General features: G+C 62.6%; 20 protein-coding genes and 1 pseudogene. 6 read left to right on the top strand and 15 right to left on the bottom strand.

Features of this window, described 5'->3' with window-relative positions:
* Positions 1 to 10: 10 nt before the first annotated feature.
* The 7 genes from AC1MDC_RS18750 to cpaB are packed head-to-tail and all read right to left on the bottom strand — an operon-like array spanning position 11 to position 7,173.
* Positions 11 to 700, bottom strand: a complete 690-nt coding sequence (locus AC1MDC_RS18750; protein WP_227234344.1) for a tetratricopeptide repeat protein — start codon at positions 698 to 700, stop codon at positions 11 to 13.
* Between the two features lie 10 nt (positions 701 to 710).
* Positions 711 to 1,601: a type II secretion system F family protein gene (locus AC1MDC_RS18745; protein WP_480393477.1), complete on the bottom strand. Its 891-nt coding sequence runs from the start codon at positions 1,599 to 1,601 to the stop codon at positions 711 to 713.
* Positions 1,598 to 2,479, bottom strand: a complete 882-nt coding sequence (locus tag AC1MDC_RS18740; RefSeq protein ID WP_227234347.1) for a type II secretion system F family protein — start codon at positions 2,477 to 2,479, stop codon at positions 1,598 to 1,600. The genes AC1MDC_RS18745 and AC1MDC_RS18740 overlap by 4 nt, the downstream gene beginning before the upstream one ends.
* Before the next feature lie 10 nt (positions 2,480 to 2,489).
* Positions 2,490 to 3,761, bottom strand: coding sequence for a TadA family conjugal transfer-associated ATPase (locus AC1MDC_RS18735; protein ID WP_085703472.1), 1,272 nt, complete (start codon positions 3,759 to 3,761; stop codon positions 2,490 to 2,492).
* Positions 3,758 to 4,948: a CpaE/TadZ family protein gene (locus tag AC1MDC_RS18730; RefSeq protein WP_085703473.1), complete on the bottom strand. Its 1,191-nt coding sequence runs from the start codon at positions 4,946 to 4,948 to the stop codon at positions 3,758 to 3,760. The genes AC1MDC_RS18735 and AC1MDC_RS18730 overlap by 4 nt, the downstream gene beginning before the upstream one ends.
* On the bottom strand, positions 4,945 to 6,213 hold the full coding sequence (locus AC1MDC_RS18725; RefSeq protein ID WP_227234349.1) for a type II and III secretion system protein family protein: 1,269 nt from the start codon (positions 6,211 to 6,213) through the stop codon (positions 4,945 to 4,947). The genes AC1MDC_RS18730 and AC1MDC_RS18725 overlap by 4 nt, the downstream gene beginning before the upstream one ends.
* 21 nt (positions 6,214 to 6,234) lie before the next feature.
* Complete coding sequence (gene cpaB, locus AC1MDC_RS18720) at positions 6,235 to 7,173, bottom strand: Flp pilus assembly protein CpaB (protein ID WP_085703475.1); 939 nt, start codon at positions 7,171 to 7,173, stop codon at positions 6,235 to 6,237.
* A gap of 338 nt (positions 7,174 to 7,511) precedes the next feature.
* Between cpaB and AC1MDC_RS18715 the strand changes: the two genes are divergently transcribed.
* From AC1MDC_RS18715 to AC1MDC_RS18705, 3 genes are all read left to right on the top strand, one after another.
* Positions 7,512 to 7,712 (top strand): Flp family type IVb pilin, encoded by a 201-nt coding sequence (locus tag AC1MDC_RS18715; RefSeq protein WP_085703476.1) that lies wholly within the window; start codon positions 7,512 to 7,514, stop codon positions 7,710 to 7,712.
* An 89-nt stretch (positions 7,713 to 7,801) separates the two neighbouring features.
* Positions 7,802 to 8,209 (top strand): response regulator, encoded by a 408-nt coding sequence (locus tag AC1MDC_RS18710; RefSeq protein ID WP_085703477.1) that lies wholly within the window; start codon positions 7,802 to 7,804, stop codon positions 8,207 to 8,209.
* A gap of 334 nt (positions 8,210 to 8,543) precedes the next feature.
* On the top strand, positions 8,544 to 10,937 hold the full coding sequence (locus AC1MDC_RS18705) for an autotransporter family protein (RefSeq protein ID WP_480393476.1): 2,394 nt from the start codon (positions 8,544 to 8,546) through the stop codon (positions 10,935 to 10,937).
* 17 nt (positions 10,938 to 10,954) lie between these two features.
* Here the strand turns inward: AC1MDC_RS18705 and AC1MDC_RS18700 are convergent, their stop codons facing one another.
* The 4 genes from AC1MDC_RS18700 to AC1MDC_RS18685 form a co-directional block, all read right to left on the bottom strand.
* On the bottom strand, positions 10,955 to 12,625 hold the full coding sequence (locus tag AC1MDC_RS18700; RefSeq protein ID WP_085700957.1) for a ShlB/FhaC/HecB family hemolysin secretion/activation protein: 1,671 nt from the start codon (positions 12,623 to 12,625) through the stop codon (positions 10,955 to 10,957).
* Positions 12,626 to 12,758: 133 nt separating this feature from the next.
* Positions 12,759 to 14,306 (bottom strand): collagen-like triple helix repeat-containing protein, encoded by a 1,548-nt coding sequence (locus AC1MDC_RS18695; RefSeq protein WP_170929798.1) that lies wholly within the window; start codon positions 14,304 to 14,306, stop codon positions 12,759 to 12,761.
* Between the two features lie 306 nt (positions 14,307 to 14,612).
* A complete protein-coding gene (locus AC1MDC_RS18690) occupies positions 14,613 to 15,467 on the bottom strand; it encodes a MaoC family dehydratase (RefSeq protein ID WP_480393475.1) in 855 nt (284 codons plus the stop codon).
* Between the two features lie 2 nt (positions 15,468 to 15,469).
* Positions 15,470 to 16,822 carry a 3-oxoacyl-ACP reductase gene (locus AC1MDC_RS18685; protein ID WP_480393474.1) on the bottom strand — a complete coding sequence of 451 codons (1,353 nt, stop codon included), beginning with the start codon at positions 16,820 to 16,822 and terminating at the stop codon, positions 15,470 to 15,472.
* Positions 16,823 to 16,999: 177 nt separating this feature from the next.
* Here AC1MDC_RS18685 and AC1MDC_RS18680 point away from each other — a divergent pair, with 177 nt between their 5' ends.
* Complete coding sequence (locus AC1MDC_RS18680) at positions 17,000 to 18,277, top strand: acetyl-CoA C-acetyltransferase (protein WP_480393473.1); 1,278 nt, start codon at positions 17,000 to 17,002, stop codon at positions 18,275 to 18,277.
* 47 nt (positions 18,278 to 18,324) lie between these two features.
* On the opposite strand, the gene AC1MDC_RS18675 is transcribed toward AC1MDC_RS18680, so the two are convergent.
* Both AC1MDC_RS18675 and AC1MDC_RS18670 read right to left on the bottom strand, forming a co-directional pair.
* Complete coding sequence (locus tag AC1MDC_RS18675; protein WP_371320909.1) at positions 18,325 to 19,053, bottom strand: methyl-accepting chemotaxis protein; 729 nt, start codon at positions 19,051 to 19,053, stop codon at positions 18,325 to 18,327.
* 129 nt (positions 19,054 to 19,182) lie between these two features.
* A pseudogene (locus AC1MDC_RS18670) lies at positions 19,183 to 20,115 on the bottom strand (HAMP domain-containing protein); the annotation flags it as partial.
* A gap of 597 nt (positions 20,116 to 20,712) precedes the next feature.
* Here AC1MDC_RS18670 and AC1MDC_RS18665 point away from each other — a divergent pair.
* Positions 20,713 to 21,609: a PA4780 family RIO1-like protein kinase gene (locus AC1MDC_RS18665; protein ID WP_085700952.1), complete on the top strand. Its 897-nt coding sequence runs from the start codon at positions 20,713 to 20,715 to the stop codon at positions 21,607 to 21,609.
* 56 nt (positions 21,610 to 21,665) lie between these two features.
* Positions 21,666 to 22,883 (top strand): MFS transporter, encoded by a 1,218-nt coding sequence (locus AC1MDC_RS18660; RefSeq protein WP_480393472.1) that lies wholly within the window; start codon positions 21,666 to 21,668, stop codon positions 22,881 to 22,883.
* On the opposite strand, the gene cueR is transcribed toward AC1MDC_RS18660, so the two are convergent.
* Positions 22,837 to 23,250, bottom strand: a complete 414-nt coding sequence (gene cueR, locus AC1MDC_RS18655) for a Cu(I)-responsive transcriptional regulator (protein WP_480393471.1) — start codon at positions 23,248 to 23,250, stop codon at positions 22,837 to 22,839. The two genes, AC1MDC_RS18660 and cueR, sit on opposite strands and share 47 nt — an antisense overlap.
* Positions 23,247 to 25,640: a heavy metal translocating P-type ATPase gene (locus AC1MDC_RS18650; RefSeq protein WP_480393470.1), complete on the bottom strand. Its 2,394-nt coding sequence runs from the start codon at positions 25,638 to 25,640 to the stop codon at positions 23,247 to 23,249. The genes cueR and AC1MDC_RS18650 overlap by 4 nt, the downstream gene beginning before the upstream one ends.
* Positions 25,641 to 25,798 lie beyond the last annotated feature (158 nt).

The following is a 25,798-nucleotide window of genomic DNA, read 5'->3' as shown; positions in this document are numbered from 1 at the left end:
GCGGGGCTCCTTATTTGAGCATCGCGGTGGTGGCTGCGGTGACGGGGCTTGGGGTCTTGAGTTTCTGGGCGCGGGCCTGGGCTTCGCTGAATTGTTCGGGGCTGAGGTTCAGGCGGCTGACGAGTTCAGCGGCCCGGGTCCAGTCGTCCTGGTAGAGCAGCAGCGTGACCAGGTTCAGGGCGGCCAGCGAGTCGCTTTGCTTGAGTTCCATGGCGGTGAGGAATTCGAAGCGAGCGTCTTCGATGCGCAGTTGGTTGAGGTACACCACGCCCAGGTCGTTGCGGATTTTTTCATCAGTGGGGGCCAGGCGCGCGGCGCGTTGCAGGTGGGCCTGGGCCTGGCCGTAGTCGGCGCGGGCGGCGGCGAGTTGGCCGAGGCCGTGTTCGGCTTCGGCGGCCAGGCAACTGCCGAGCAGGCCGCGATACAACGGCTCGGCTTCGTTGCGCCCCAGCAGGCGATAGACCTTGGCCTTGCGCAGGCGGACCTCGGCGAGGTTGTCCGGCAGGCTTTGCAGGTTGGCCAGGCTGGCATGCAGTTTGCCGTCTTTGGCCATGTCGTCGGCCAGGGTCATCGACAGTTGTTGTTCCTGGCTCAATGGGCCGCAACCGGCGTTTTGTGTCAGGGCGTTCCAGGACGCCTGGCCATTGCTGGCGCAGCCGCCGAGCATCAACAGGGTCAAACAGGCAATCATTGCTTTCATGGCGATTCCTTTATGAGCCCAGCGCCCGTGCCAGGGCACTGAAGCCCGGGCCGGCGAGGACGATCAACAGCGCCGGGAAGAGAAACATCATCATCACGACGGACATTTTGGCGGACATTTTCGAGATGTATTCCTGCAGCCTTGTCAGGCGCCGGTCATCGAGCAGTTGCTTGAGCGCCAGCAGCGATTTCATCGCGCCGCCGCCCTGTTGCAGCAGTTGCTGAAGGATCACGCAGGTGTCGGTGAATTCGTCCACCGCCAGCAGGCGCGTGGCCTTGTTCAGTTCTTCGCCCAGTTCCAGGCCCGAATCGACCCGGGCCAGCACCAGGCGCAATTCCTGGGTCAGCACCGGCAGCAGCGTCTGACCTTCGTGGCTGAGCACGCGCAACGCCTGCTCGACGGCCATGCCGGCTTCGAACAGGATGCGCAGCAAAGGGATGAAGGTGGAGATTTCCATGGCCAGTTGTTTTTGTCGGCGGGCGGCGGCCATCGCCAGCAGGCGTTTGGGCAACAGGTAGCCGATGCCGAGGGCGAACATCGGGGCGATCCATGGCCTTTCGATATGAGGAAACAACACGCCTTGCAGCAATACCGCAATAGTCAGCAAGAGCAGCGGCGAGGCGATCTGGCAGGCGGCGAACAGCGAGCGCTGGCGGGCGCTGCGCCAGCCGAGGCGGTTGAGCAGGGTCTGGGTTTCGTTGTCGAGTTTGACCGCGCGCTGGCCGAGGGCACTGCCGCCGAGCACTTGCAGCAGGTTGTCGAAACGATTGTCGCGCAGCAGCGCACCTTCCAGCCGCCGCGTGACCTGACGGGCGCGACGACGGCGCTCAAGCAGGGCGCTGATCAGTAACAGTGCGGCGCCCAGCATTAACAGGGCGCTAATCATCAGGGGCATTGTCATAGGCTGCGCAACATCCGCCAGAGCAACAGGCTGCCTATCACCTGTAGGCCGAAGGCGCTGGCGAGCATCATCTGGCCGGAATGGTCGTTCCACATGGCGATCAGGTACTTGGGATTGGACAGCAGAAAGTACCCGGCCAGCCCCACCGGCAGCAGGCCGAGCACCCAGGCGGTGATGCGGGTTTCGCCGGTCATGGCGCGCAACTGGCGGGACGCCTGGTCGCGTTCGCGGATCATCCGGATCAGGTTTTCCAGCAGTTCGCTGGCGTTGCCGCCGTAGCGGTGATTGACCTTGAGGCCGACGGCGAACAGGCGCAGTTCGTCCTTTTCATACAGCTCGGCCACATCGCCCACAGCCTCCGGCAGGCTTACCCCCAATTGCACGTTGCGCTGCACCCGGCCCATGGCGTTTTTCAACGGGTCTTCGCTGGCGTCAATGGCGCCCAGTACCGCGTCGGCCAAAGTGCGTCCGGATTTCAGGCTGCGCACCGTGTGATCGAGCAGTTGCGGCAGTTGTTCGATCATTCGCCGCAGGCGTCGCTGATAGCGCCAGCTGACGTAGAGACGCAACGCCAGCAATGGCAATACCAGCAGCAACAGAAAGCCGATCCAGCCACCGATTGCCAGGCCGATTACGCTGCCGAAGGCCCACAGCAGCAACCACAATTCGAGGCGATCCGGGCGGCCAAGACCGGCGCGCAAAAAGGCTCGTTCCAGTCCGGCCCAGCGCGGTTTCTCGGCCAATAGCTGTGGTTGTCCCTGATTCAAGCGATCCAGCACCCGTTCCGTGCCACCCTGGCGCCAGCCGTTATAGAACAGGCGCAGCGACAGCCCGAGCAGCGCCAGACAGATGAGGATCAGCACCAGGGGTTTGAGCATGCCGTGATCCTCACTGTGGCAGCGCCGGTTCACGGCGCAATTTGTCACCGGCCGGGTTGACCGCTTCGCGCAGAAAACCGAAACCGGTGCGGCGGTCGAGACGGAACAGAGTGTTGGTGACGTAAACGTCGTCGCGTACCCCGACCACTTCCACCACTTCGCTGACGCAGCGGCGGCCGTCGGGCATGCGCGTCAGTTGAATGATCACGTCGAGTGCCGCGCAGATCATCTGGCGCAGGGTGCGTTCAGCAATGGTACGGCCGGTCAGGCCAACCAGGGTTTCCAGGCGCAGCAGCGCGTCCTGGGCATTGTTGGCGTGGACCGTGCTCATCGAACCGTCGTGGCCGGTGTTCATTGCAGTCAGCACGTCGACCACTTCGACCCCGCGAATCTCGCCGAGGATGATCCGGTCAGGACGCATCCGCAGGGCGTTGCGGATCAGGTCGCTGGCCTTCACTTCGCCGTGACCCTCGGCATTCGGCGGGCGGGTTTCCAGGCGCACCACGTGAGGATGGCCGAGTTGCAGTTCGGCGACATCTTCGATGGTCACCAGACGTTCATGGGGGTTGATCAGCTGGCTGAGGATGTTCAGCAGGGTGGTCTTGCCGGTGCCGGTGCCGCCGCTGATGAGGATGTTGCAGCGCTTGCCGACGGCCTCGGCGATGAAGTCGAAAATCGCCTGATCGATGGTCTGCATCGCCATCAGATCGGTGCTTTTGAGCATGTCCTTGCGGAATTTGCGGATCGACAGGCACGGGCCGTCGAGGGCGATCGGCGGGATGATCGCGTTGACCCGGCTGCCATCGGGCAGGCGCGCATCGACCATCGGCGACGACTCGTCGAGGCGCCGGCCGAGCGGGGCGAGGATGCGTTGCATCACCCGTTCGACGTGGTGCGCGTCGATGAAACGCAAGTCGCTCAAATGCAGCATGCCATCGCGTTCGATGAACACCCGGTGCGGGCCGTTGACCAGAATCTCGGTCACCGCGCTGTCGCGCAGCAGCACTTCCAGCGGGCCGAAGCCGGTCAGTTCATCGACGATTTCTTCAGCCAGACGCTCCATTTCATAGCGGGAAATCGCCAGGTGCAGGCGGGCGATGTACTCAGCGACCTTGTCGATGACGAACTGCGACAGCACTTGCCGCGAGCCTTCCAGCAGGTTTTTCCCCGATTCTTCGATGGCGTCGATGATGTAGCGATGCAGCACCAGCTTCAGGCCGTCGTGGTCGGTGTTGCCGGTGGCGTTGCGCTGTGGCCCGCCGAACAATTGCTCGCTGCTCATGAGCTGCCTCGCAAGCGATCGAACCAGGTGACTTTGGGTTTGGCCAGGCCTTCGGAGCGCTTGGCCAGCCGTTCGCCGAGGGTGCGCAGGCTCTGGCTGATGGCTTCGCGCGGTGCCAGTTCGAACAGGGTTACGCCCTGGTTTTTGGCGTTGAGGCGCAGTTCCGGGCTGTACGCGAGCACCGCAATGACTTCCAGGCCGAAGGTCCGGCCGAGGGTGTCGGAGTCCGGCGCGACATTGCGCAGATAGCGATCCACCAGCAGCCGGCCGTGGTCGAGCTTCATGCCTTTTTCGCGCCACAGATTGAGTATTGCGAGGTTGCGCCGGCAGTCGAGCACATTCTGGTCGGTGTACCACAGCAACTTGTCGCAATGGCTGACGAAGGTGCGCAGCGCTTCGCTGTCGGGCTGGCCGGTGAGGTTCACCACGATGTGCTGGAAGTGCTGGCGCAGGGCGCTGAGCAACATGTACAGCTCGGCAGCGCTGGTGCGTTCCAGCGGTTCGTCGCCGGGGGCGTAGGCGAGGATGCGCAACCCGGCCTCGGCGCTGGTGAAGGCGCTGTCGATCAGGGTCGCGTCGAGGCGGCGCAAGTGGCGCAAGGCGTCGCCGAAATGAAAAGAACTCTCCAGCCCCAGCAGGGCGAGGCTGTCGCCGCGCGGCAGGCCGAGGTCGAGCAGCAAGGTCTGCTGACCGCTCTTCTGCACCACCAGCGCCATGTGATTGGCCAGCAGCGCACCGTCAGCGTTGCTCTGGACTCCGTACAGTACGGTCAAACCGCCGAGTTGGGCGTTCGGCGTTACCGCCGGCAGGCGTTTGCTCAGCCGTCGCACCAGACCGGCGACTTCGCTGGAACGCGACCCATAGGCCACGAAATCCCTTGCGCCGGCACGCATCGCATTGAGCACCAACTGATTGTCCATGCCGTCGCCGAGAGCGACGATCGCCAGCATCGGTTTGGCTTCGAGCACGCCTTCGATCAACGCACTCTGGGCCACCAGATGTTCACGGTCGAGGCCGACGAACACCAGGCTGGCGAAGGTCACGTCGACCAGCGCCAGCAGTTCGTCGAGACTGCCGCCTCCGGCGCTGACCACCTGGCCCAAGGGCGCCAGCGCGCCTTGCAGCCACTCGAGATCAGTGGTGTTGCGGGTGATGGCGAGGAACGTCTGGCTCAGGCTCTGGCTCATTGCGATAACCCGCTGCGTTTATCGAAGTTGCCGTTTTCCAGGAAGTACAGGCGATACCAGTTCGGATCGTAGTTGCGCAGTTTCTCGCCGGGCAACGACGGCAATGGCGCGTTGACGGCCAGCGGTTGCACCAGGTGCGGGGTGACGATCATCAGCAGTTCGCGTTCCTCGCGGTTGATTGACGAGTTGCGGAAAAACGCGCCAAGCACCGGGATGTCGCCCAGCCCCGGAAACTTGTTCACCTCCGAGGCATTGCGGGTGCTGATCAAGCCGCTGATGACGAAGCTTTCGCCGTCGGCCAGGGAGATGCTGGTGTCGGTACGTCGAATGGTGAACGCCGGTACTTTGGTACCGCCGATGGTCACGCCGTTGTTGTAGTCCAGCTCGCTGACTTCCGGGGCGACCTTGATGGCGATCCGGTCGTTGCTGACCACGGTCGGGGTCAGGGTCAGGCGGATGCCGAACTCCTTGTACTCGATGGAATAGCTGTTGCTGTTGGCGCTAGGTACCGGGATCGGAACCTCGCCACCGGCCAGGAAACTTGCACTCTGACCGCTCAGCGCAACCAGACTCGGCCGCGCCAGAGTGTAGGCAAAACCGCTGCCTTCCAGTGCGTTGACGATGCCGAGGAACTTGCTGCTGCCACCGCCCCAGACGATGTTGAACATGTCGTTGGCCAACGGGATGCTTGGCGAGGCAATACGAGGATCAATGTTCAGCAGCGGCACCACACCCGGCGTGACCCCGGTGTTCGGCACGGTGCCCGGCGCACCGAACAGAAAGTTGTTGGAGCCCTTGCCGTAGATCGACGTACCGGCCTCCTTGAGTTTGGTGCGGCTGACTTCGACGAAACGGATGTCGGTCTGCACCTGCGAGGGCAGGTTCGGTTCGCTGTTGGACGGCAGCGCCGCCGCGCTCATCGCCGCGCTGGCCTTGCCCTGCACGAACACCATGCTCTGACGCGGTGTGCTGGCGCAGGCCGTCCAGATCATCAACGTGGTGGCGCCGGGGCCGACGCCGGTGAGCAGCACGCCCTGATCGCCGGTCACGCGCACGTCGGCGATCTTCGGATCGCCCACTGCCACCCGGGTGATCGCCACCGGTGATTGCACGGCCTGTTGCAGGCCTTCGCCGATTTCCAGCACGGCCGGCAGCGGCGCGAGCGCGGCGCAATTGCCGGTGGCGGCGGCCGCGCTGCCGATCGAAGCCACGCTCAGCAAGATAAACCGCAGCCAGTGGAACAGGGGCGTAAAGCGTTTGCGCATGAATGTGCGTCCTTGCTCGATTCAGGGGTTGGGTTCGGCGGATTCGGTGCCGCGAATCACTTCCACGGCCGGCTTTCTGGGGGCCGTCTGACTGGCGATCGCCAGGGGTTTGGGTGGTGGCGTCAATGACAGTTGGCTGAACTCGATCAATTCGCGCCGAGGGCTGTCGAGGCCGGCGGCAACGTTGTTGTCGCCGGCCCAATAGCGGGCCAGTTGCTGCTCGTCGGCACTGCGCACGGCCAGCCGCAAGACGCCGGCGCTGGAGGCCAGCATCAGGCGGTTGAGCAACGGTTCAGGCACCGCGAGCACCACGCTGCGGGCGGCGGCGCGCAGTTGTTCCTGTTTGAGTTTTTCTTCTTCGCTGTGAGCTGGACTCGCGGGCTGGCCGCTGTTGGTCAGGCCCATCTGATTACCCACGCCCAGCACCCGCACGGCAGGCACCACCAGTTGGGCGGTCGGCTGCGGGTTGTTTTCATCCTTGCGCAAGAACAGCAGCACATCGACGTAATCCCCCGGCGCCAGTTGGCCGCCGGCATTGATCACTTCATCCACGGCCACTGCGAGTGCACGTTCGCCGGGACGGATCATCCGCGCCAGCGGGCTGCCGGCCTCAAAGCTTTCCTGGGTCAGCCAGGTTCCGGCGGACAGGGCACGCCATGGCGTGCGGCCGACCACCTGATCGACGCTGGCCAGGCTGCCGGCGGGGGCGGTGCGCAGTTTTTCCACGGCGACATCGGCGGCGGTGATGGTTACGAACGGAGCGATGTCGCGCACTAGCACCACCACCGGTTGGCGAGTCGGATCTTCCACCGGTACCGGGGTGGCGGCGGGGGTATCAGGGGCGGCAACCACGGGTTCGGAGGCCGGGGTCTGACGACTCAATGTGAGCCCCCAGTAACCGGCGATGATGGCACCTAGCAGCAAGATGCTGGCCAAGCCCAGGGTGACGCGACTGTTCATGACGGCTCTCCCTTTCCCGCTGCGCTATGTCTCTTGCAACAACCCGTGACTTTCGACGAGATAAATTCGCAAACAGGCAGCTATGAACCAGTAACTATTTCGCTATTTGACGGTAGCGCAGCCAAAACAAAACGCCATTACGCGGGCCGAAATATCTACCGAAAGTAGGGGTCTAAAGCGCCAAAAATGGTTTTTTGCCGTTATTCGGGCCGTTACTACTTTGGTGTTAATTCGTTCTTACAGTTGTAGGTCCGGGCATTGCCGACAATGCTGATGCTGGCACGGGGGAATCATGTTGCGAACGCCGCAACACCCCATGCCTTCAAGGAGAATCAGTCATGTCCTTTGCAAAAAAAGCGGTGCAGACAATCAAATCCCAGGTCGCCTTCTACAAAGGCTTGGCCAGGGACACCGAAGGGGCATCCGGTATCGAATATGCGATCATCGCCGGGATGGTGGCGGTGGCGCTGGCGGCATTCGTGACTCCCATTTCCGGTGCTATTACCACGATGTTCAACACCATTCAGGCTGCACTCTGAGAGAAGGTTGAAGATCCGTGGACGGCAACTTGCGAATGCGCCCAAGGGGTTCTAACGTCAGCGCTCAGTCCATCGCAAGGTAATGCCTTATGTCTTCCTCCCCGACTCCCCGCCAACAATTGCTTCTGGTCGATGACGAGGAGGACGCGTTGTTGGAGCTGGCGGAGTTGCTGGAGGGAGAGGGCTTTGTCTGTCATACCGCGACGTCGGTGAAGCTGGCCCTGCATCATCTGACCCGGCATCCGGACATTGCGCTGGTGATTACCGATCTGCGCATGCCGGAGGAAAGTGGCATGTCGTTGATCAAGCGGCTACGGGAACATACTTCGCGTCAGCATTTGCCGGTGATTGTGACTTCCGGGCATGCGGACATGGAGGATGTGAGTGACATGTTGCGGTTACAGGTGCTGGATTTGTTTCGCAAGCCGATTTATCACGTTCGGTTGCTTGAGACTTTGGATAATCTGTTTCCCAAACCTCGGGTGAATGTTTCCTGATTTTTTTGGTGGAGCGCCGCTGCACCTCCTCTCGATGTGTTTGGCTTCGCCAAACGGTCGCTGCGCTCCCACCCCCGGATGAATCCCTCTACTCAGCCTGTCGACGTCGCCCGAAGATCCAGAGCGTTACTCGAGCTAACGCTCATTGTTTGATTTGAGGTGGTGGGAGTGCGTGTTTTTATTTGGCGTCAGTGGTTTGACTTTTGGGTAGTATCGAAATGATGGCTCGTGTAAATTCCGCGCGCCCGGTCAGTTGCTGACGGGTCGGTAGGGAGGCCTGTTTCGAGTGTAGAGCCCTGCTGGAACAATTTTGTGTTTTGGAAGGGACTCTGGTTTGAACATTTCCTGCGTGCGCCGCTCGTTGCTGGCGCTGTCTGTTGCTGCCGCCTCTTTGCAGGCGTCTTCTGTCTTTGCTGCCAATCTGAATTACGACCTGAGTGGCGGGCCGTTGAGCAGTAATCTGCAAACCTGGAATCTGGTCGATTTGAGTGGCAACGGGACATTTGCGCCAGTTACGCCGTCGACGGTGACTTATGGCGTTCAGTTCATGGGGCTGACAGCGGATCAGTTGCGCAACAACGGCACGATCAGGATTGATGGAGCCAGTTCGGGCGTGGGCCTTATGCTCGGTTCCTCAGGTGTGACGCCCAGCAAGATTGCCTATAGCCTGATCAACAAGGGCTCGATCACAGTCAACGGTCTGGCCGGTTCGGGCAGTTCCAGCGGTATTGCCGATATCGGCAGCACGCTGGGCGGTTCGTTGATCAACGAAGGCCTTATTGAGGTCAGCGGGGCGCGGGCTGCCGGCGTGTCGCTGGTGCATACCACGCTGAACGGGGTATCCAACGATGGCACGATCAGTGTCAGTGGGACCGACGCGTTGGGGTTGTTTCTGGATGGTACGACGCTCAAGGGAGTACTGAACAACAACGGCACGATTCGCGTAACCGGGGAAAATGCTGAGGCTTTGACGCTGGAGGGTGTGAAATACAGTGCCTCGGCAGGAGCGGGTACTTTCGCGCTGTTCAACCAGGGTACGATTTCCGGTGAATCCATCGGCGTGCATGTCAGCGATCAGCCGGCCGGTGGCCTGCCGTTTGTGATCTATCAGCAGCAAGGTCTGATCGAGGGTGGTCAGGCGGCGATTCAGGTGGATGACGGAGTCAGCTACTTTCATTTCTATGGCGGCGAGGTCAAAGGTGATCTGCTCGGGTTGTCCGGCGTGATCATCGACGGTGACGCAATCTTCGACGGTTCGACCATCAAGTCCGGTTACGTGACCATCGAGGACGGGACGCTGACGCTGGTGAAACCGCACACCACGATCATCGGTGACTTCGACATGGAAGAGTCCGATTCGGTGCTGGAAATGTACCTGGGCAATGACACCAATCCGGCGTTGCCGGTGTTGAAAGTCACGGGCACTGCCGATATCGCGCCGGGTGCGACGTTGCGGCTGCTGGCGCGCTCCAGTGATTTCCGGGTTACGCCGGGTGGTACGAAATACACCCTGATCAGCTCGGGCAGTCTCGTCGGTGGCAATAACCTCAACGTGACGTCTTCGTCTGCGTTGCTGGATGTGAAGAGCTTCGGGGTCGTGGGCAACGACATTACGTCGGTGGTGACCAACAAATCCGATGAGGTGTTGGCGCAGAACACCCTTGTGGCGGGCGGCAGTCGCAATGCGGCAACGGCGGTGGGCCGTGTGTCGAGTCTGTTGTCGCGGCTCGATGAGCAGGATCCGGTGTTCCAGGCGTTCGCTAACGCCAGCACCGATGCACAACTGGCCAGGTTGTCCGAAACACTCAGTCCGGATGTTAGCCGTGGCGTGATTCACGCGGCCATCAACAGTCAGACGTTGGTGTCGGATGTCATCAATGAGCGCTCCAGTCGCGTCCGTACCGGAGGCGTTGGCGCGGGCAAAGGTGTCTGGCTGCAAGCCTTGAGCAGCGATGCCAGCCAGGATGAGCGTCACGGTGTCAGTGGTTACGACGCCGACAGTCACGGTATCGCGGTAGGTGCCGATGGTCAGTTTAATGCCGATACCGCAATCGGGCTGGCGTACAGCTACCTCGACACCAATGTGAAGTCTGATCGCGGCAGCAAGACTCAGGTCACCGGCCATGCGCTGACCTTTTACGGCAACTGGACCCATGAAAACTGGTTCGTCGATTCGTCGCTGATGTATGGCTGGAACGACAACGAGTCCCGCCGTTACATCGCCGGCACTCGGGCCAAGGGGGATTACGACAGCAACGTGTTCGGCGTCAGCGCGCTGGCTGGTTACACCGCGCACCTGATACCGGATGTGGTGCTTGAGCCGCAGGTCGGGGCGCGTTACGCCAACGTAGGCATGGACAGCTATCGCGAGAAGGGCAGTTCGGCCTCGTTGAATGTCGGCAGCCAACGCTACGAGGTCGGCGAAGTAGGTGTGGGGGCACGTCTGGCCGCCGCGTTCGATGTGGGCACCGGGAGCCTGGAACCTGAAGCGAAGTTGATGGCCTGGCATGACGCCATTGGCGATAAGACCGGTACCACGTCGTCGTTTGTGCTGGGGGGCGATTCGTTCACCAGCCGTGGTACCACACCCGTTCGCGACAGCTATGAGCTGCGCCTGGGTGCCAACTACCGGTTCGGCGCGTGGAGTGTTGGCGGGTCGTACAACTACGTGACCGCCAGCGGTTTTGACGCTGACGGGTTCACGGCAAAAGTCCGCTACGCCTTCTGATTCATCGGCCGGTCGAGCTACAACTGATAGCTGAAACTGATGCTGTAGCGCGGCCGGCGATTGAAGGTGTCCAGCGCTTCATCCGACATCGCCTTGGCCGCCTCCAGGGCAATGTTGTAGTACTTCGCATCGCCGAATCGCAGGCCGACCGCCGCCGATGACAGGTTGTTGGCCTGCACCGGCAATTCGTTGAACCAGCTGCGCGAGCGGTCGAGCACGAAGTACGGTTGCAGGATGCGCACCCAGTTGCCGTCGCGGTTGAAACTGTAGTTGATCTCGTAAGCCACGCCCCAGCCCTTGTCGCCCGACGCCTGATCGTCGGGATAACCGCGGCCGAAATTCTGCCCGCCGAACACCGCACGTTCGCTGTCGGGCAGGGTGTCGCGGCTCCAGTACAACGCAGCCGACAGCACCCCTTGCCAATTGTCGAAGAACTTGTCGCTCTGCACCCCCGACAGACGCACCCGAAAGAAGTCGAGGTCGATGGCGTTGTTGTTGGTGTGTGCTCCCATGCTGTCGAAGCCCTGGTACACGCCACCACTGAGAATGCGCAGTTGTCGGGCATCGACCTTGCGCCAGTCGCTTTCGAAGGCGAGGGCGCGGATGTCGGTGCGTTCTTCGACGCTCAGGGGGTAGCCGATCACCTTGTAGCGGGTCTTGTCGTTGACGGCGTACAAGCGCGATCCGGCAGTCAGCAGTTCATCCGAAGCGGCAATCAGCGGCAGGGTGAAACCGAGCGAATAACGGTCGTTTTCACGGTGCGGCTTGAGTTCCAGTCCATTGCTCAACTGCACATTGGTGCCGGGATCGGCCCGGTAGCGCGAGGCCGAAAGGTTCAATTGCGCGCCTTCGTCATTGATGAACTGGTTGTAGTCCAGCCGGTAGTAATGCTCGTGATCATCTCCCGGCGGAAACAACCCGCTGAGGCTCAGCTGTTCGCCCATCGACGTTTGTGAATTGCTGCTGACGCCGAGCAATGCCTGGGTGCCGTTGCGGTTGTCTTCGGTGGTGCTCAGGGTGCTGGTGAACGGTTTGCGGCTGGCCTGGGCCACCAGCGTCGTTGCGCCGTCGGTGGTGCCGGGTGGTGGCACCTGGGCCTGGATCGTCACGCCGGGAATGCGGGTCATCAGCGTGGTGTAGCGCTCGAACGTCTTGCGCGTCAGCGGGCGTTCGGCCTGGAGCTTGGCGGCCAGTCGCTCAAGCAGGGCTTTGACCCGTCCGACGTCGCCCGCGATCTGCACGTCGCGGACGTAGCCTTCCACCAGCACCACGCGCGCCACACCGTCATCGAAAGTCTGCTGTGGCAGGAACGCGTAGGACAGCAGATAACCGTCCTGTTGATAACGACGGGTGATGTTGCGAGTGGCCTCGATCAGGTCGGCGAGACTGCTCTGGCGGCCGATCAGGGGTTTGTAGATTTCGGCCAGTTCGTTCAGCGGGTAAAGCGTGCCGCCTTCGATCTGCACGGTCCTGAGGTTGATCCTGGTACTCATCAGCAACGGCTGGGCGGCCGTGGCGCCGGGCTCCGGCACTTGCAGCGGCGCGGCGTTCGGCCGGTAGGCGTCGGCGGGCAGGTTCGGCACCGGCAGATTGCGTATGGTTTCGTTGCTGTTGAGAAAGCTGGGCAGGGTATCGGCGAGGGCTGTGGAACTGAGACTGACAAACAGCAGGGATGCCATAACGCGCATAGGACACTCCATGTTCAACCCCCAGCACCGGGCGGGTTTCTCCTAAGAAAAAAGCGGAAGACTCGTGGGAATCTTCCGCCCTCAACCAAGCGTAGGCGCTGTAGGTTCGGCCGTCGAATCGGCCAGGTGCAAATCAGCGTTTGTTGCCGCCCAGGGCACCGGTCAGGCCGCCGAGGACGCCACCCAGTCCGCCGCCGGTTCCGGTGGTGGTGCCGCCGTTGACCAGCCCGCCCACCGCAGTGACGGTGTTGCCCACTGTGGTGACGGTGTTGCCGACCGCCGCCACTACCGGGTTGCTGTTGGTGCCGGCAATCGTGTTGCCGAGGTTGCCGACGGCACCTCCGACCTGGCCGGTGAGGCCGGCGACCGGGGTACCCAGCCCGGTGGCGGCGCCGACATTCTGGGTCAGGCTGGTGACCGCCGTGGTGACCGGAGCAAGTCCGGCACCCACGTTGTTGCCCAGAGTGGCCAGGGGAGTGGTCGGGCTGGTGATCGGCGTGCCCGAACCGCCGAGCACGGTGTTGAGCGAGGCCACGGTATTACCCGCCGCCGCCAGTACACCACCTGGTGCGGCGAGGCTGCCGTTGCCGCTGCTCAACCCGGCGCCGACATTCACGACCGCGCCACCAACGGTTTGCAGCAAGCCATTGTTGCCCAGACCGCCACCGACGCCGGTTCCCGAACCGGTTCCGTTGTCCACCAGTCCGCCGGCCTTGCCTACAGCGGTGCCGACGTTGCTCAAGGCCCCGCCGACTGTGTTGGTCAGTGCATTGCCGTTGCCGGCGCCAGTGACTTTGTCGCCCACGCCATCGACCGTGGTGCCGACTTTCTGCAGCAGGCCGTTCACGGGAGCACCCAGCCCCGTGGCACTGCCGAGTTTGTCCGTGGTGCTTTCGACCATGGCGATCACCGGCACCAGTTTGCTGCCGACCTCTTTGGTCACCGAGCCGAGTGGGCCGGTGGTGGTAGCGGTGCTGAGGGTGTCGCCGAGCATGGTGACTTTTTCGCCGACGCCATTGAGCACCGGTGCCACACGGGTGACGACGCCGCCGACCACCGGAACGCTGCCCGTGGCCGTCGCCAGTTTGCCGCTCAGGTCGGACACGCCGTTGCCCACATCCTGCACCACGCCGCCGACTGCCGAAGCGGTGACGCCCAGGCCATTGTCGGTGGTCGCCAGTTTGCCGATGCCGTTGGCTACGCCGTCACCCAGCGTGGTCACTACGTTGCCGGCAGTCCGGGCCGCGCTTTGCACCACGCCGCCAACCACCGGCACGCCGCTCAGGGAATCACCGACCTGACCGACACCATCACCCACTCCGCTGACGGTATTGCCGACGTCCTGCACCAGCGTGGTGGTGACCAAAGGCGTCGGTGTACTCGGATTGGTGGGGTTGGTCGGGTCCGTCGGGTCGGTTGGATTGGTCGGATTGGTAGGATCGGTCGGCGTCGTCGTGCCGCCAGTTCCGCCGGTACCGCCAGTGCCCGCCGTGCCTCCAGAGCCTGCGGTACCGCCCGTGCCGCCGGTGCCCGCCGTCGAACTGTCGGGGGACGAACTGCCGGAGCTGCTGTGATGACCGCCGCCGCCACTGCTGCAACCGGCCAGACCGAGGGAGAGAATGAGGGCGAGTGCTGTTGCCGATTTGCACCAAGACGCTTGAACTTTCATCTGAGTTTTCATGAGCGTTATTCCTTGCACCTGTCACAACGTTCGTTGTCTTCGACGGCTTGCCGGTTCTGTTGCCGGCAATGCCTTCGTCCGTTGTGCTCATATCAGTCGCAAGGCTGGATCGACGCCATTCTCCAGTTGGTATTAACGCCTTTATGCAGGCGGCCGCGAATGCCGCCTAACGACTAATACCGAGGATATAGGCGCGCAAAAAAAAGCCTTGAAAATCAAGGCTGGAAATTCGGCGACGTCGCGTGTGCGGCGCGGGAAAACTTAAGTGATATATACACAATTAATCAGGTTTTCCCGCCCTCGATGTCAGGCAACCGGCTGCCAATTGCCCACCATGTGCTCCAGATCCGTGGCGCCGATCAGACGCAACTCACCGCTGGAACCGGCAGCGCTGGCGAACAGGCTCACCTCGCTCGGCAGGCGCACCGGTTTGCGAAAGTGCACGGTGACTTCAAGGTTGGCCTTGGGCAGATGATCCGCCAGCGCTGCCAGGGTGCGGGCCTTGTTCCACAAACCGTGAGCGATGGCTGTCGGGAACCCGAACAGTTTGGCGCTGGCGGCACTCAGGTGAATCGGGTTGTAGTCGCCGGATACTTTCGCATACTGCCGGCCGATGTCCGCCGGCGCCTTCCACTGCGCCACTTGTGCGAGGGGCAGTGTCGGCTCCCAGCTTTTCTCCACCGGTTCGCCTTCCAGCTTCACGCTGCGACAGAGCATCCGGCTTTCGGCTTCCCACAACGGGCCAAGTTGATCGTCCAGGGTGGTCAGCAGATCGAAGGTCGCGCCTTTGGGATGCGGTTGCAGGTTATGCACCCGGACGCTGACTTGCGCGCGACTGATTCCGCCCATTGGTCGCAATACGCGGATGCGGTTGCTCAGATGAATCAGCCCCAGCAAAGGGAACGGAAACTCTTTGGCCGTCAGCAGTTGCATCTGCAAGGCGAACGCCAGGATATGCGGATAGGTCGGCGGCAGCAGGCCGTCATCGGCGAACCCGCAGACTTTGCGATAGGCCGCCAGACGTTTGCCATCTACCTCGACGGCGCAACGCAAACCTTTGTCAGGCAGGGTGGTGCCGGTGATTTTGCGTCGGGTCGCCGCCCGGGCGTACAGCCCCGGCAGGCTCGGTTCGTGGTGCAGCGTTTGGCATTCGATGGTCATGTTCAGGCCCCCAGAACGCTTTGGCCGCAGACCCGCAACGCTTGCCCGGTGAACGCGCCGGTGCCCGGTTGTGCCAGCCACGCCACGGCTTCGGCGACGTCTTGCGGCAGGCCGCCCTGGCCCAGCGAACTCATGCGCCGCCCGGCTTCGCGCAGACCGAACGGAATGTGCGCGGTCATCTGGGTCTCGATGAATCCCGGCGCCACGGCGTTGATGCTGATGCCGCGTTCCAGCAGGGTCGGCGCCCAGGCCTGGGCCAGCCCGATCAACCCGGCCTTGCTCGCCGCGTAATTGGTCTGCCCGCGATTGCCGGCAATACCGCTGATCGACGCCAGCAGAATCACCCGCGCGTTGTCGTGCAGGGTGCCGCTGTCGAGCAGGGCCTTGGTCAGCACTTGCGGCGCGTTGAGATTGACGGCCAGCACTGCGTCCCAGAACTCGGGTGTCATGTTGGCCAGGGTCTTGTCGCGGGTGATGCCGGCGTTGTGCACCAGAATGTCGAGGCCGTCCGGCAGCTGTCCGGTCAGTTGCGCGGCGGCGTCTTCGGCGCAGATGTCGAGGGTGATGGCGCGCCCGCCGAGGCGGGCGGCCAGGGCTTCGAGATCGGTTTTTGCGGGCGGCACGTCGAGCAGGATCACCTCGGCACCGTCACGGGCCAGGGTTTCGGCGATGGAGGCGCCGATGCCGCGCGCTGCCCCGGTGACCAGCGCCTTGCGCCCGGCCAATGGGCGCGTCCAGTCGGTGACTTGAGTGGCGCAGGCCGTCAGCCGGATCACTTGTCCGGAGACGAACGCGCTTTTCGGCGAGAGGAAAAACCGCAGCGGCCCTTCGAGCTGATCCTCGGCACCTTCGCCGACGTAGATCAGTTGCAAGGTGCCGCCGCTGCGCAGTTCCTTGGCCAGCGAGCGCGAGAAGCCTTCAAGTGCTCGCTGCGCGCTGGCGGCAAACGGTTCACTCAGGGTTTCCGGGGCGCGGCCGAGGATCACCAGGTGCGCGCTGCTGTCGAGGTTCTTCATCAACGGCTGAAAGAATTCACGCAGCTGCTTGAGCTGGTCGGTGTGCTGCAGATCGCTGGCATCGAACACCACGGCCTTGAGTTTCGGGCCATGGCCGGGAATCCATTGGGTGGCGGCCGCAGGCTGGTCGCCGTAGCGGTAGATCGCGTCGGTCAGGCGGTTGGCAAATACACTGACCCGCTCGGCCAGCGGCCCGCCGCCGATCAGCAGTGCACCGTCCACCGGCCGCAGGCGCCCGGCCTGCCAGCGTTCCAGCCGCACCGGCGACGGCAGGCCCAGGGCCCCGACCAGACGGTGGCCGATGGACGAGTTGGCGAAGTCGATATAGCGGTCAGACATGGAACGCTCTCCAGAAGATGGGGTTCAAAGTGTGGACTGCGAAGGGCAATCAATCGTTCGATCCACGCAATAAGGCCTACGCTAGAACAGCAGAGTAGTTTGCCCTCGGCGCTTTTGTGGCCCGACGGGATTTTCAGTGCCCGATTTTCAGACTGGATATTTCACAAGGAGCATTTCATGAGTCAGCTGCGCCGCGTCGCGATCATTGGTGGCAACCGCATTCCGTTCGCCCGCTCCAACGGGCCCTATGCCACCGCGAGCAATCAGGTGATGCTCACCGCCGCCCTCGAAGGCCTGATCGAACGCTACAACCTGCACGGCCAGCGCATCGGCGAAGTGGTCGCAGGCGCGGTGCTGAAATTGTCACGGGATATGAATCTGACCCGCGAATGCGTGCTCGGCTCGCGCCTGTCACCGGCCACCCCGGCCTATGACATCCAGCAGGCCTGCGGCACCGGTCTGGAAGCCGCGCTGCTGGTGGCGAACAAGATCGCCCTCGGCCAGATCGACTGCGGCATTGCCGGCGGCGTCGACACCACGTCGGACGCGCCGATCAGCGTCAGCGAAGGCCTGCGCAAAATCCTTCTGCAAGCCAACCGCGCCAAGACCACCGGCGACAAGCTCAAGACCTTTCTGCAACTGCGTCCGAAACACCTGATCCCCGAATTCCCGCGCAACGGCGAACCGCGTACCGGCCTGTCGATGGGCGAGCACTGCGAGTTGATGGCGCAGACCTGGAACATCCCCCGCGAAGAACAGGATCAACTGGCCTTCGAAAGCCACCACAAACTGGCGGCGTCCTACAGCGAAGGCTGGCATAACGACCTGATGACCCCGTTCCTCGGCCTGACCCGCGATAACAACCTGCGTCCGGACCTGACCCTGGAAAAACTTGCGACCCTGAAACCGGCTTTCGAGAAAAGTGCCAAGGGCACCCTGACCGCCGGCAACTCGACGCCGCTGACCGATGGCGCCTCGGTGGTGTTGTTGGGCAGCGAAGACTGGGCGAAGGAGCGCGGCTTGCCGATCCTTGCGTATCTGCGCGACGGCGATGCGGCGGCGGTGGATTTCGTCAACGGTGCCGAAGGACTTTTGATGGCGCCGGTGTACGCGGTGCCACGGCTGTTGGCACGCAACGGCCTGACCTTGCAGGACTTCGACTACTACGAAATCCACGAAGCATTTGCCGCACAAGTGTTGTGCACGTTGAAGGCCTGGGAAGATCCGGAGTACTGCAAGACGCGGCTGGGGCTGGACGCTCCGCTGGGATCGATTGATCGCAGCCGCTTGAACGTCAAGGGCAGCTCCCTGGCGGCGGGGCATCCGTTTGCCGCGACAGGCGGGCGGATCGTGGCGAACCTGGCGAAGTTGCTGGATGCGGCGGGGCAGGGGCGGGGGTTGATTTCGATTTGTGCGGCCGGGGGGCAAGGTGTGACGGCGATCATCGAACGCTGACAGAACAACAATCCCCTCTCCTGAAGAGAGGGGATTGCAAAGGTTACTCAGGTACGGAACCTGCGCACCAACCCATCCAGCTCATTCGACAACCCCGCCAGACTCTGCGAATCCAGCCGCGCCGAATTCGCCAGCTCCGCCACCAACTGCGCATCACCATGAATCTGGCTGATGTGCCGATTGATGTCCTCGGCCACCTGATGCTGCTCTTCCGCCGCAGTCGCGATCTGAGTGTTCATGTCACGAATCACATCCACCGACTCACGAATCTGCCCAAAGCTCTCCCGCGCCTCACCAATCCGTGCCACCGATTGCTGCGACACATCAAGACTGGCGCGCATCTGCTGGGTCACCGCGCTGGTGCGCTTCGCCAGATTGCCCAGCAGCCCGTCGATCTCAGCCGTCGAATCCGCCGTGCGTTTGGCCAATGCGCGAACCTCATCGGCGACCACCGCAAATCCGCGCCCCTGCTCACCGGCCCGCGCTGCTTCGATAGCCGCGTTGAGCGCCAGCAGGTTGGTCTGTTCGGCGATGGAGCGGATGGTGCCGAGGATCGACTGGATGTCGTTGCTGTCGCGTTCCAGTTGCTGCATCGACTGCGCCGATTGCTCCAGTTCCTGGCTCAGTTGGTCGACGCTGTGCACCGCCGCATCGATCTGCTGCTGACCTTCGCGGGCCTGGCGCTGGCCGCTGTCGGCCGACTCGGCTGCCTGGCTGCACGAGCGGGCGACTTCGTTGGCGGTGGCGACCATTTCGTGGAATGCGGTCGAGACCATGTCCACCGCTTCGCGCTGGCGTCCGGCGGCTTCGGCCATATCGCCGGAGACCCGGGTCGAGCTCTGCGATGTGGCGAGGATTTTTCCGGCCGCGCCGCCGATGTGCTGGATCAGGCTGCGGATTGCGGTGAGGAACTGGTTGAACCAGTTGGCCAGTTGCGCGGTTTCGTCGCTGCCACGGATGTCGAGGCTCTTGGTCAGGTCGCCTTCGCCCTGGGCGATACCTTCCAGACCGCTGGCCACGCTGCGGATCGGCCGCACGATGAGGCTGGCGAAACTGGCGCCGACGACCGCGAAAAATGCTGCCAGCACCGCCGCGATGATCGCGATCAGCCAGGTCAGTTGAGTGGCGGAACTCATCACTTCGTTCTGTTTGATCAGGCCGATGAAGGTCCAGCCCAATTGCTCCGACGGCCAGACGTTGGCCATGTAGCGTTCGCCGTTGAGCTCGACTTCCACCAGGCCTTTGCCGGCCTTGGCCAGTTGCGCGTAACCGTCGCCGAGGCTGTCGAGCTTCTTGAAGTTATGCTCCGGTTGCTTCGGATCGACCAGCACCGTGCCGGTGTTTTCCATCAGCATCAGGTAACCGCTTTCACCGAGCTTGATCTGTTTGACGATCTCGGTCAGTTGCTTGAGCGACACGTCAATGTTGACCACGCCACCCTGGGCGCCCAACTGGTTGGCCACTGCGCGCACGGTGCTGACCAGTACCGCGTCATCGCCGGCCCAGTAATAGGCTTCGGTGCGCAGGGTCTTGCCCGGGTTGGCCATGGCGGTCTTGTACCACGGGCGGGTACGCGGGTCGTAGTTGGCCATTTTCGGGTCGCCCGGCCAGAACGCGTAGCCGCCGCTGCTCAGGCCATAGGAAACGTAGGAGTAGGCCGGGTGGGATTTCGCCAGCCCTTCGAACAGGGCAAACAGTTGCTTGTCGATCTCGCCATCCGAGGTATCGGAGGCATTGGCACTCATGCGACTGCGCACGCTGCCGTCGGCGTTTTTGACCAGTGGCTGCGCCGCCAGGTAATCGACGTTCTGGCTGATGCCGTCGAAAAACAGCTGCATGGCGTTGCTGACCTGACGGATCTCGCGCCCGCTGCTGTCGACAAAATCGTCCCGGGCATCGCTGCGCAGGTTCAGTACCACCAGGGTGGCGACCAGCACCACGGGCAAGCAGGCGATGATTGCAAACGCCCAGGTCAACTTCTGTTTGATGTTCATCCGCGCTCCAGATTTTCTTGTAGGCCCACGCAGTGCAGATGACTCGCGGTTATTGGCAGCCGAAAAACGTATTTCTCACCCGTTTCCTTGAGTGCGACATCGAAGATTTTTTTGAAACGATTGTCGGACAAATTCCTCTGCCTCAAAGGAATTCGGCCGCGCGCGAGGGAAATTGAGGCTGCAAAAGAAAATTAATGTGAGCGGTGTTCGGCGGGATGGCAGATTCTGTCGCAAATGCCCTCAAGGCCTGTCGCCAACAACTCCGACAGCCTCGGCTATGATTCGCAGCGGTCGATAAAGAGGCGGATCGGCCCGGTTTATCCGGCACAGTGTGTGCATCCACAGGTTCACAGGTCGGCAACCCCTCCCCGTGATGCGAGGATTGCCGTATAACGAGTGACATTCGCGTGTTTGGTAATAAAGGACCCACAATAAAAGCTGATGAAGACTCCAAAACGCATTGAACCCCTGATCGAGGACGGTCTGGTCGACGAAGTGCTGCGTCCACTCATGAGTGGCAAAGAAGCAGCTGTTTATGTGGTGCGCTGCGGCAATCAGTTACGTTGCGCAAAGGTCTACAAGGAGGCGAACAAACGCAGTTTCCGCCAGGCGGCCGAGTATCAGGAAGGCCGCAAGGTGCGCAACAGCCGACAGGCCAGGGCAATGGCCAAGGGTTCCAAATTCGGGCGCAAGGAAGCCGAAGACGCCTGGCAGAATGCCGAAGTCGCGGCGCTGTTCCGCCTGGCCAACGCCGGGGTGCGAGTGCCCAAACCGTACGACTTCCTCGAAGGCGTGCTGCTGATGGAGCTGGTGGCCGACGAATACGGCGACGCCGCACCGCGTCTGAATGATGTGGTGCTGGAGCCGGATCAGGCTCGCGAATATCACGCGTTCCTGATTTCGCAGATCGTGCTGATGTTGTGTACCGGTCTGGTGCACGGTGACCTCTCGGAGTTCAACGTGCTGCTGACCCCGACCGGGCCGGTCATCATCGACCTGCCGCAAGCGGTGGACGCCGCCGGCAACAACCACGCGTTCAGCATGCTCGAACGTGACGTCGGCAACATGGCGGCGTACTTCGGCCGCTTCGCTCCGGAGTTGAAGAAGACCCGATACGCCAAGGAAATGTGGGCGTTGTACGAAGCAGGTACGTTGCACCCGGCCAGCGTGCTGACCGGCGAGTTCGACGATCCCGAGGACCTGGCCGATGTCGGCGGGGTGCTGCGCGAGATCGAAGCGGCGCGTCTGGATGAGGAGCGCAAGCGAGCCATCCGCGCGGCGGACGACGAGCCCAAGGGCAAGTCCGACGAACCGCCTCCGCCACCGTGGATGCAGTGAGCATCTGAAATGGGAAACCCGGCTTCGGCCGGGTTTTACACATTCAAGGATTGATTGTGAGCACCACTTCGCGCAATGCCCGGCTGATCATCACCGCGCGGCTGATTTCCGATTTCGGCGCGTTCCTCAACATGGTTGCGCTGGCCACGTATGTCTACCTGCTGAGCAACAGCGCGGTGAGCGTGGGGATCTTTCTCGCCAGTCGGGTGGGCGGGGGAATTTTCGCCAGCCTGATCGGCACCGCGTTTTATCGTCGATGCAGCGGTCGCTGGCCGTTGATTGCCTTCGATCTGCTGCGCGCCGCTGTGCTCGGTTTATTGCTGATCGTGCCGGTCAGTCAACAGGCGTTGTTGCTGCCGCTGATTGCGTTTGGTCTGGGTTTTGGCAATTCGATGTTCGCCATCGGCCTCAACAGCCAGCTTGCGCGATTGATCGAGCCTGCGCAGTTGCTCAAGACCAATGCCTGGATCACGTCCGCCTCCTCCATGGCGATGGTCGTCGGCAGTCTGGTGTCCGGGTTGCTGGTTGCAGGGTTTGGCTTTGAAACGGTGTTTGCGCTGAACGCGCTGACCTATCTGTTGGCGGCGCTGTTGATTGCGCCATTGCGGTTCAACGCACCGGAGCCGGTGGCCGAATCCAGCGCCAGACAGGGTGAGTGGTCGGCGTTGTTGCAAGGCCTGCGCAGTGCCCCGGTGGTGGCCGCGATGCTGGCGGTGACCATGGCCGACACCCTTGGCAGCGCTGCGCACAACGTCGGTTTTCCGATCATTTCCAGACTGCTGACACCGGACGCGGCGAGCACCACGCTGGGCCTGATGCTCGCGGTGTGGGCCGCCGGCAAATTGCTCGGTGCGCGGATTGCCAGTCGCCTGAACGGCTCGGAAAACATCCATCTGGAGCGTCGCTATTTCGGCGGCGTGTTGTTGATGTCCTGCGGCTTCATCCTGATGTTCCAGCAGCACAGCGTCATCGGTCTGTTGCTGTTTTCGCTGCCGGCCGGATTGGGTGACGGGTTCTCGGAAGTCTGCCTGATGTCACGGCTGCAACGGGAGCCGGAGCCCTTGCGCCTGCCGATCTTCAGTTTCCTGACACTGTTGCAGATGACCGGGTTCGGCGTCGGCATGCTGATCGCCGCACCGTTCTATGAGTGGTGGGCGCCGGGGGCCGTGGTGTTGCTGTTCCACGGCATTCCCCTCGCCACGGTGCTGTCGATGAAAGCCCTGCTGCTCAGGCGCGAGCGGGTTGCGCGCAGCAGCCCGACGCGAGTTCCTTGAGGATCGGGCAGTCCGGGCGGTGGTCGCCGTGGCAGTGTTCGACCAGATCCTGCAGGGTGTCGCGCAGTTCGCCGAGTTCGCGGATCTTTTGATTCAGCTCGTCGATGTGCTGGCGGGCCAGAGCCTTCACATCGGCGCTGGCGCGCTGGCGGTCCTGCCAGAGCATCAGCAACTTGCCGACTTCCTCCAGCGAAAATCCCAGGTCCCGCGAGCGCTTGATGAACGCCAGCGTGTGCAGGTCATCGTCGCCGTAGATGCGATAGCCACTGTCGGTGCGATGGGCAGCCTTGAGCAGACCGATCGACTCGTAATACCGGATCATTTTCGCGTTCAGGCCACTGTGGCGGGCCGCTTGGCCGATGTTCATCGGTTGTCCTCCAGATCCTCGGGTTTCCAGGTTTTCAACAGTAGCGCATTGCTCACCACGCTGACGCTCGACAGGGCCATCGCCGCACCGGCCAGCACCGGATTGAGAAAGCCGAACGCCGCCAGCGGGATGCCGATCAGGTTATAGACGAAGGCCCAGAACAGGTTCTGGCGGATCTTCGCGTAAGTCTTGCGGCTGATTTCCAGCGCCGCCGGCACCAGTCGCGGATCGCCGCGCATCAGGGTGATGCCGGCGGCGTGCATGGCCACGTCGGTGCCGCCGCCCATGGCGATGCCGATATCGGCAGCGGCCAGCGCGGGGGCGTCGTTGATGCCGTCGCCGACCATGGCCACGACCCCGGTTTTTTTCAGCTCGGCGACGGTGGCGGCTTTTTCCGCCGGTAGCACTTCGGCGTGGACGTTTTCGATGCCCAGCGCTTCGGCGACGACGCGAGCGCTGCCACGGTTGTCGCCGGTCAGCAGGTGGCTGTGGATGTGCTGCGCCGCCAGTTGTTGCACCGCGTGCAGCGCGCCGGGCTTGAGGGTGTCGCCGAAGGCGAACAGACCGAGCACGCGGGGCTCGGGGCTTTGCTCGATCAGCCAGGACAGTGTGCGGCCTTCGGTTTCCCAGGCCTTCGCGGGCTCGCTCAGGTTTCCGGCGTTCAGACCGCTTTCTTCCAGCAAGCGACGGTTGCCCAGCGCCAGGCGTCGGCCGTCGAGGCTGCCGGCGATGCCGCGTCCGGTCAGGGACTGGCTGTCGCTCACGTCCGGTACGTTCAGGCTGCGTTCGGCGCAGGCATCCAGCACCGCTTTGGCCAGCGGATGTTCGCTGCCGCGTTGCAGCGCGCCGGCCGCTGTCAGCAGGGCGTTTTCGTTACCGTCGATTGCACTGAAATGCGCAATGCGCGGCGTGCCGGAGGTCAGAGTTCCAGTCTTGTCGAACACCACGGCGCTGACTTCATGGGCGCGCTCCAGAGCTTCGGCGTCCTTGATCAAAATCCCGTGCCGCGCGGCCACGCCAGTGCCGGCCATGATGGCGGTCGGTGTCGCCAGGCCGAGGGCGCAGGGACAGGCGATAACCAGTACCGCGACGGCGTTGATCAGCGCGGTTTCCAGTGGTGCGCCATACAACCACCAGCCGATCAGCGTGGCCAGGGCCAGCAACAGAACCGTCGGCACAAACACCTGGCTGACTTTATCCACCAGTTTCTGGATCGGTGCTTTCGCGGCCTGGGCGTCCTCCACCAGACGGATGATCCGCGCCAGTACGCTTTCCGCGCCGAGCGCCGTGGTGCTCACCAGCAGGCGGCCTTCGCCGTTGATCGCACCGCCGGTGACCTTGTCGCCCGGTTGCTTGGGCACCGGCAGGCTTTCGCCGCTGATCAGCGCTTCGTCGGCGTGGCTCTGGCCTTCCAGCACTTCGCCGTCCACCGGGAAACGTTCGCCGGGTTTGACCAATACCCGATCGCCAAGGCGTAGAGCGCTGATGGCAACGTCCTGTTCACGGCCATCGATGATTTGAATCGCCCGTTCTGGCCGCAACGCTTCCAGTGCGCGGATGGCGCTGGCGGTCTGGCGTTTGGCGCGGCTTTCCAGGTATTTGCCGAGCAGTACCAGCGCGATGACCACTGCCGAGGCCTCGAAATACAGATGCGGCATGCGCCCGGCAGCGTTTGCCCATTCATAGAGACTCAGGCCATAACCGGCGCTGGTGCCCAGCGCTACCAGCAAGTCCATGTTGCCGGCTCCGGCGCGCACGGCTTTCCAAGCGGCCACATAGAACCGCGCACCGAAGATGAACTGCACCGGGGTCGCGAGGGCGAACTGCGCCCAGGCCGGCAGCATCCAGTGAATGCCGAACGGTTGCAGCAGCATCGGCAGCACCAGCGGCAAGGCGAGGGCGATGGCGCAGATCAGCGCCCGGCGCTCATGATTCAGGCGTTGCTGGCGATTATCAGATTGAGGGTGTTCAAGTTCGAAGAGGCTGGCCGAATAACCGGCCTTGCTCACGGCGGCGATCAAGGTTTGCGGGTCGACCGCGCCGAACAATTCAAGGTGGGCTCGCTCATTGGCGAGGTTGACGCTGACGCTTTTCACCCCCGCAACCTTGTTCAGGGCGCGTTCGACACGACCCACGCAGGACGCGCAGGTCATGCCGTCGATGTTCAATTCCACGGTGTGCTGCGGCACGCTGTAACCGGCGCGTTCGACTGCCTCGACCAGCGCCGGCAGACTGTCGCCGGGGGCCTGCACCCTGGCCTGCTCGGTGGCGAGGTTGACGCTGACGGCACTGGCGCCGCTGACTTTGCTCAGCGCCCGCTCGACACGGCCGGCGCAACTGGCGCAGGTCATGCCGCTGATGGGCAGATCAAACGTGATGGAATCGGACATCGGTCGTACTCCCTGTAGTGGATGACTACAGGATCAACCTTGCCATGCTGGCAAGGTCAAGCACCAGTTTCCGCTACCGGCTGCTCGCTTGTTCGCCTGATCGTTCCCACGCTCCGCGTGGGAATGCAGCCGGGGACGCTCTGCGTCCCAAAGCGTGA

The organism is Pseudomonas sp. 1 (assembly GCF_056626735.1).
Note: the sequence above shows the minus strand (reverse complement) of the source record. Positions and strands in the feature narration are given on the sequence as shown.

Coding starts and splice junctions, on each gene's coding strand:
- AC1MDC_RS18750 (WP_227234344.1), bottom strand. CDS start 700: ATGAAAGCAATGATTGCCTGTTTGACCCTGTTGATGCTCGGCGGCTGC.
- AC1MDC_RS18745 (WP_480393477.1), bottom strand. CDS start 1,601: ATGACAATGCCCCTGATGATTAGCGCCCTGTTAATGCTGGGCGCCGCA.
- AC1MDC_RS18740 (WP_227234347.1), bottom strand. CDS start 2,479: ATGCTCAAACCCCTGGTGCTGATCCTCATCTGTCTGGCGCTGCTCGGG.
- AC1MDC_RS18735 (WP_085703472.1), bottom strand. CDS start 3,761: ATGAGCAGCGAGCAATTGTTCGGCGGGCCACAGCGCAACGCCACCGGC.
- AC1MDC_RS18730 (WP_085703473.1), bottom strand. CDS start 4,948: ATGAGCCAGAGCCTGAGCCAGACGTTCCTCGCCATCACCCGCAACACC.
- AC1MDC_RS18725 (WP_227234349.1), bottom strand. CDS start 6,213: ATGCGCAAACGCTTTACGCCCCTGTTCCACTGGCTGCGGTTTATCTTG.
- cpaB (WP_085703475.1), bottom strand. CDS start 7,173: ATGAACAGTCGCGTCACCCTGGGCTTGGCCAGCATCTTGCTGCTAGGT.
- AC1MDC_RS18715 (WP_085703476.1), top strand. CDS start 7,512: ATGTCCTTTGCAAAAAAAGCGGTGCAGACAATCAAATCCCAGGTCGCC.
- AC1MDC_RS18710 (WP_085703477.1), top strand. CDS start 7,802: ATGTCTTCCTCCCCGACTCCCCGCCAACAATTGCTTCTGGTCGATGAC.
- AC1MDC_RS18700 (WP_085700957.1), bottom strand. CDS start 12,625: ATGCGCGTTATGGCATCCCTGCTGTTTGTCAGTCTCAGTTCCACAGCC.
- AC1MDC_RS18695 (WP_170929798.1), bottom strand. CDS start 14,306: ATGAAAACTCAGATGAAAGTTCAAGCGTCTTGGTGCAAATCGGCAACA.
- AC1MDC_RS18690 (WP_480393475.1), bottom strand. CDS start 15,467: ATGACCATCGAATGCCAAACGCTGCACCACGAACCGAGCCTGCCGGGG.
- AC1MDC_RS18685 (WP_480393474.1), bottom strand. CDS start 16,822: ATGTCTGACCGCTATATCGACTTCGCCAACTCGTCCATCGGCCACCGT.
- AC1MDC_RS18680 (WP_480393473.1), top strand. CDS start 17,000: ATGAGTCAGCTGCGCCGCGTCGCGATCATTGGTGGCAACCGCATTCCG.
- AC1MDC_RS18675 (WP_371320909.1), bottom strand. CDS start 19,053: ATGGTCTCGACCGCATTCCACGAAATGGTCGCCACCGCCAACGAAGTC.
- AC1MDC_RS18665 (WP_085700952.1), top strand. CDS start 20,713: ATGAAGACTCCAAAACGCATTGAACCCCTGATCGAGGACGGTCTGGTC.
- cueR (WP_480393471.1), bottom strand. CDS start 23,250: ATGAACATCGGCCAAGCGGCCCGCCACAGTGGCCTGAACGCGAAAATG.
- AC1MDC_RS18650 (WP_480393470.1), bottom strand. CDS start 25,640: ATGTCCGATTCCATCACGTTTGATCTGCCCATCAGCGGCATGACCTGC.